Source organism: Paraburkholderia sediminicola, assembly GCF_046026895.1.
Classification (GTDB): domain Bacteria; phylum Pseudomonadota; class Gammaproteobacteria; order Burkholderiales; family Burkholderiaceae; genus Paraburkholderia; species Paraburkholderia sediminicola_C.
This window is the reverse complement of the sequence record NZ_JAQQEU010000174.1, coordinates 1-3842: the sequence shown is the minus strand read 5'-3', so window position 1 is coordinate 3842 and position 3842 is coordinate 1. Positions and strand designations below refer to the sequence as shown.

Genomic DNA, 3842 nt, shown 5'->3' with positions numbered 1-3842 from the left:
ACAACGGTCCTTCAGTGCAGCGCGTGATCAATGGCCGCTTTACAAGGTGGACCGGCCCATTACCGCAACGACGGTGGTGCAAAGCTTCGTGTCCGCAGGCCCTGCCACTGTCGTGGCATGAACCTAACACGAAGCCGACCCTGTGCCGCCTGACGGTACTGCGTGGATCTGTCGAAGGTCGAGCGCCAGCATGCTCGATGCTTCGTCTAATCCCGGTGTGCGAGACGGCGCCTGAATCGGCACTCTATCGCTGCGCGCAGCATCCGAACGACTGCGAGAAAAGCCGCCAAGAAATGTGGGGGAGTGATCTGCTCCGTTCTGTTAGAACGCCGACGAGTTTTCCGAACTTATACATCAACCGCGTCGAGCTGCCGCCCCTCTTCTTAGCCTTGTGCGCATACATGCCCACATCGCTCTCGACAAGCAGGTCGATGACCGATTGATGCCCGACACACCCGCACAAGGCCGACAGCACCTCTCGGCCGAAGGCTTCCGGCCATTCCGAGGGCCACGCTAGAGCCTGATAGGCGCGCCTTCGACCGCTTGGCTCCCATATAAGCGGTTGATGAAAGTAGGGTTTACCCCAATGCAAATATTGGGAAGGGCCGCCGTAATACATGTCAATATTTAATTCATACGGCGGCGGGTCGAACATGGAAAAGCAAACGTTTGCTCAATTGCTCGGGGATATTACTTGCGAGCCTTGTCGGTTTAACCGCGATCACGGGTTTCGACGCATGGTCGTTGCGCCAGGTGCATCGGATGAAGAGAGCGCCGATAGCCGATCGTGATGGCGGGTCTTAATGCGACCGTTACCTGCTTAGTGCTGACGTCCTTATCAGCCCGCTGAGGAAAGCCCAACATGTTCGACGCCGAAATTGCCGCGACGCTCCTGAACCGGTGGGAACGTAAGCCTGCGGACCCGGGAGACCAGCCGTCGCTAGAACTTTTGCGGGAAGGTAAGCTGCGTTTCAGGCATGAAGGCGGCGCTGTCCACGCAGACGATACGGCCGCAGACCGGCGCCTTCGCGTTGAATGCCTGACGTTCGCCGATGGTTCCCGCGCCTTGCGCGTCGCCGAGGCGAGCGGACAAACCGGCTGGACTCGGTGGACTGCGGCCGAGCCGGTCTAAGCGCGAAATGAGCGCATGTCAGCGATGAGAATCGACGGGCGACCGCACGACTACGCCGCCCCTGCCGCACATCAGGCTCGTCCGGTCTTTCGTTCCTGATGTGCCGGCGTTCACTGATGTGACGTACTTCGCACCATGTGCGCTCCGAACGAGGACTGTCACGCGACCTTATGGATATCTGCGCCGCCCGCTGACGGCGTCCTGGCGGTCTGGAACATCAGCCTGTTCGCTTTGTCCACGGCATGAAATGGAACTGTGCGCATTTGCAGTTCGCGCAACGTCAGGATGACGCCGGCGCGTTGACAATCAGCAGCTCAACATAAACGCGGCAGCGAGAGCCACGAATGACGAGAAGCGCTCAGAGCGCTTGTCTTGAAGCGCGGTAATCATGTGGGAGTGATCGAAAATGCTGGCGGAGGTCAAAAACCTCAACCTGTCGTATTTGTTGCTTGCGCAACGTCTGTTGCGCAAAGATAAGGCGATGGGCATGTCGAGCATGAGAATCTCGGGGAAGCTGGCGGATGTCATCTTGAATCTCACGATAGAGCAAACCGAAAGACTTGCCGCATCGAGTCAGTTGCTGTGCCGGCTTGGCTTCAACGATCACGCCATTCTGTCCGCTATCTCGGATAAGGGTAGCACTGCGAAGACGACCGCATCACTCATCACAGCCAACGCAGTGTGCCAGTCGGTAGACGTATCCCGTTATACACAACTTTCGTTCGGTTTTTGAGGGGTGCAGCAGGTGGGGTGTTGTCAGGTTGATTGATCCGCGGCGTAAAACCGTTCCATGAAGAAAACGAAATCGCTCTATCACCGTCGTCGTTTGTCAGTTGGCGTTATCAGTTGCGCAGCGCGCTCGTGCATCCGCGTCCACTTGAGCTGGCACCACGTCGAGGACTTGCTGTTCGAGCGCGGTGTGGTTGTGAGCTACGAAGCGATCCGGTCCTGTTAAGCCGACTTCTAGATACCAAATAGAATGAAAAGATTCCTCCTCCTTCTGAGTCTGGTCTCAGCACACTGTTGTCAAGCTGCACCAGCCAACACGCTGGCCACAGCGGAAACAAAATGTGCAATTAATGGCGCCTTTTCAGAGGCGACGGACAGACGGATTTTCATTTGCTCAAACGGATTCTGGCAGGACGGCGCAACACTGAACCTGGCAAACATCGAATTCAGCACCGCGGCGACCTATCACGGCGAGAAGATATTCAAACCCGGTTTTTCCTCGGTGCAGTGGGTAGGCGTACCGTTTTTCTTCAGCTCAAGCACTACCACACACCCCGCCAAAAATTCCAAGACATCCAATGCAACACCGTCTGACCGACAGCATCACCTCATGGTGGACGGGAAAGTTTCCCGGATCACCCAAAACACAGCGCACGTCATCCTTAACCTGACTGTCGCGGACTCTGCTCACACCTGGCGAACGCATATTGACACAACCGTACGACTCGGCACGCGCGCGGCTGTCGCGAAAGACGACGCGGGAATTGAGTATTTAATTGCCGTAAACATGGCGCCACAGTAATCCGCTATAAACCGAAAACAGTCACCAACCCACGCGTGAACGCGAGAGTCGGATAGCCATATCCATACGAAAGGCAGAAAACGACCTGAACAGTCCGGCGAATGTGTAACCCGCCCCGCTCGTCACGCCCGCATGTGCGCCACCTCGACCTGCATCTCGCAAGCACCGCTACCCATGCCCGATTTACACCGCCTGTCTAACGTCGTCCGTTCCGCCCATTCATCAACGGGTCGCATGATTTCGTCGAGCACGGGTTCTGCGGTCGCGCCTGTGGTGAACCTGTGGCGAGCATGCTGATGACCCACGCGCAACCGGGCAGCGACGGTTGCGTCGTGCCGCCAGAGGTCATCACTGCGCTCAAAGACCTCTACATTGTGTCGAGCGCGCTCGCGCAGCGCGGCGCTTACGCTCAGGACATCCGCGATGCGCAATGGCGGACCATGGCTCAACGGGCTCAGGAGGCGAAGACAGCACTCGACCAGCACGGGGAGAGTCTTGAGACGCGCGCGATTGTGCTGCTTCGACAGATGACAAACGTATGCCAGGGGCTTGTTAATCGGCATGCGGCCCGTCAAGAGATTCCGTTCGCCGTATGGCGCGAAGTGGGCAGGCTTGGGCACGACGCTTATGAGTGGGTCAATCTGACCGCACCCCGCCGGCGAGGCACCGACGCATGAATTACGCCCCGTTCATGCCGACGCACCGAGTCGGGCTCAAAGCGGACCGGCGCGCGCAACGTGTCCGGCAGCTACTTCCGCCACGCCGTTGCCGGCGCATGGGCCGTCGCCCGTGGACGTCTTTAGGACGCAAACAACCGACGGATCGGGCATTGCGCCCAACGGTCGGACAGGAACTGAACGACGCGCGATTGCTGGAAAAAGACATCAGAGGATCGCTGCCACCTTTGTTAAGTCAGGGAGCGCCGATTGAACGCGGAAGGAATCAACAAGGCGGCGCTGCTGCTGATGTCGCTCGGCGAAGACGAGGCGGCAGAAGCCTTCCGGTTCCTCGGTCCACGTGAGGAGCAGAAGATCACGATCGCGATGGCCGCCCTGAAAGACGTCACGGACAGTGCCGTCGACGCCGTGCTGCAAGACTTTATCAAGGAAGCGGAGACGCATACCACGCTGTCGCCGTCGAAGGTCTCCTTTTTATCGATTTTACTGTCCGTTATAGGGT

At 58.0% G+C, this 3842-nt stretch carries 5 protein-coding genes; all 5 read left to right on the top strand.

Going from position 1 to position 3842, the window contains the following annotated elements:
- Positions 1 to 862 precede the first annotated feature (862 nt).
- The gene (locus PQR02_RS39815) at positions 863 to 1132 is read left to right on the top strand and encodes a hypothetical protein (protein WP_408243289.1); all 270 of its coding nucleotides are present in this window, start codon (positions 863 to 865) and stop codon (positions 1130 to 1132) included.
- A gap of 406 nt (positions 1133 to 1538) precedes the next feature.
- Complete coding sequence (locus PQR02_RS39810) at positions 1539 to 1865, top strand: flagellar transcriptional regulator FlhD (RefSeq protein WP_408243288.1); 327 nt, start codon at positions 1539 to 1541, stop codon at positions 1863 to 1865.
- Between the two features lie 246 nt (positions 1866 to 2111).
- The gene (locus PQR02_RS39805) at positions 2112 to 2663 is read left to right on the top strand and encodes a hypothetical protein (RefSeq protein ID WP_408243287.1); all 552 of its coding nucleotides are present in this window, start codon (positions 2112 to 2114) and stop codon (positions 2661 to 2663) included.
- A gap of 290 nt (positions 2664 to 2953) precedes the next feature.
- Positions 2954 to 3340 (top strand): hypothetical protein, encoded by a 387-nt coding sequence (locus tag PQR02_RS39800; protein ID WP_408243286.1) that lies wholly within the window; start codon positions 2954 to 2956, stop codon positions 3338 to 3340.
- A 249-nt stretch (positions 3341 to 3589) separates the two neighbouring features.
- Positions 3590 to 3842: magnesium and cobalt transport protein CorA (locus tag PQR02_RS39795; protein WP_459252066.1), on the top strand; the 253-nt coding region annotated here is incomplete at its 3' end.